This is a genomic window from Streptomyces sp. NPDC001443 (assembly GCF_053597355.1).
Genome location: NZ_JBSFIA010000096.1, coordinates 1 through 1,342, shown reverse-complemented (window position 1 = coordinate 1,342; position 1,342 = coordinate 1). Strand labels below are relative to the sequence as shown.

Sequence of the window (1,342 nt, the reverse complement as noted above, 5' to 3'; positions counted from 1 at the left end):
CTGGCTTGCGGATCAGGGCCTCGAGGTAGTGGTCGAGTTCGAGACGGGTGGCGCCGCGGGCGATGAGCCGTTCGTGGCGGGCGACTTCTTCGCGGCCGTCGTAGACCACCAGCTCGGAGGCGTGGAGCATGACGCGGACGGTCCGCCCGATCAGCCGGACCGGGACCGAGTAGCGGTTCATCCGGACGCAGATCTGGCTGTAGCGGTCGACCCGCGGTGTGGAGAGCCGGCCGGTCTCGAAGGGATCTTCCGGTAGCGGTGCGAGCAGCGGCTGTTCCGTCGCGAAGTACTCGCCGATCGTGTGGGTCCGGGAGCGGATGCGGCGGTTGTCGTCCGCCTGGTCCCACCGGTCGATCATGGCGTTGAGTTCGGCGAGCGTGTCGACTTCGGGGACGGGGACGAGGTGGTTGCGGCGGAACCAGCCGATCTGGCCTTCGACTCCGCCCTTCTCGTGGGCGCCGCGGATGCCGGGCTGGCAGTAGAAGGCTTCCAGTCCGTAGTGCGAGCGGAAGGCGGTCCAACGTTCGGCTTCCACCCGGCGGCGTGAGAGGCCCAGAACCTGGGCGACGGCAGCTCTAAGGTTGTCGTAGCGGACCTTCCCGGTCGGCACTCCGCCCAGCACGTTGAGAGCGTGGACGTGGCCCTCGAAGAACGCTTCCTGCCCCGCCGAGGCGAAGACGCGGTGGACGGCCTTGCCCGAGTACGACATCCGGAACGCGAACAGGTAGCAGGTCACCAGTTCGCCGGCCAGCTTGACCGTGACGTCCCCAAAATCGACCTCAGCCTCGGCACCGGGCCTGTGGGTCTGCGGCACGAACGCGTCGACCACACCCTTGCCGGCGTCCAGCCGGATCTCCTCGCGGCGGGCAGCGACGTAGCCTCGGACCATCTGGTAGGAGACGTCGGCACCATGCTCGTCCAGCAGCCGGTCGAAGATGCGCTTGACGGTGTGCCGCTGCTTGCGCGGTGCGGTCAGATCGGCCGTGAGGATGCCGTCGATCACCGGCTTGTAGGGGTCCAGCCGTGTCTCCCGCGGCTCCATCTTCTTCCGCGGTTCCGGCAACGCCGAGATCAGGGCCTTCTGTACGGTCTCGTAGCCGACGCCGTACTTCCGCATGACCGCCCGCAACGACGTGCCGCCCTGGGCGTCACGACGGATCGCCGCGTACAGATCGACCTTGGACTTCGGCAACACCCGGGCCCCCTCGTCGTGCAGAGCACAACCATGGTCCCGAAGCAAGCACCGAGGTGTTCTCGAAACTCGGCGACATCACTCTCCCGTGAAACCGAGCGTTCCTGCCTCTGAGCATCAGACGTTCTTGAAACTCACCAACAAAGCCAG

Annotated in this window: 1 protein-coding gene; it reads right to left on the bottom strand. The window is 66.8% G+C overall.

Annotated features, from left to right (window positions below):
- Positions 1-1,195 (bottom strand): IS21 family transposase (gene istA / locus ACWC24_RS41810; protein WP_450668162.1); only part of this gene is annotated, 1,195 nt, incomplete at its 3' end.
- Between the last annotated feature and the right edge of the window lie 147 nt (positions 1,196-1,342).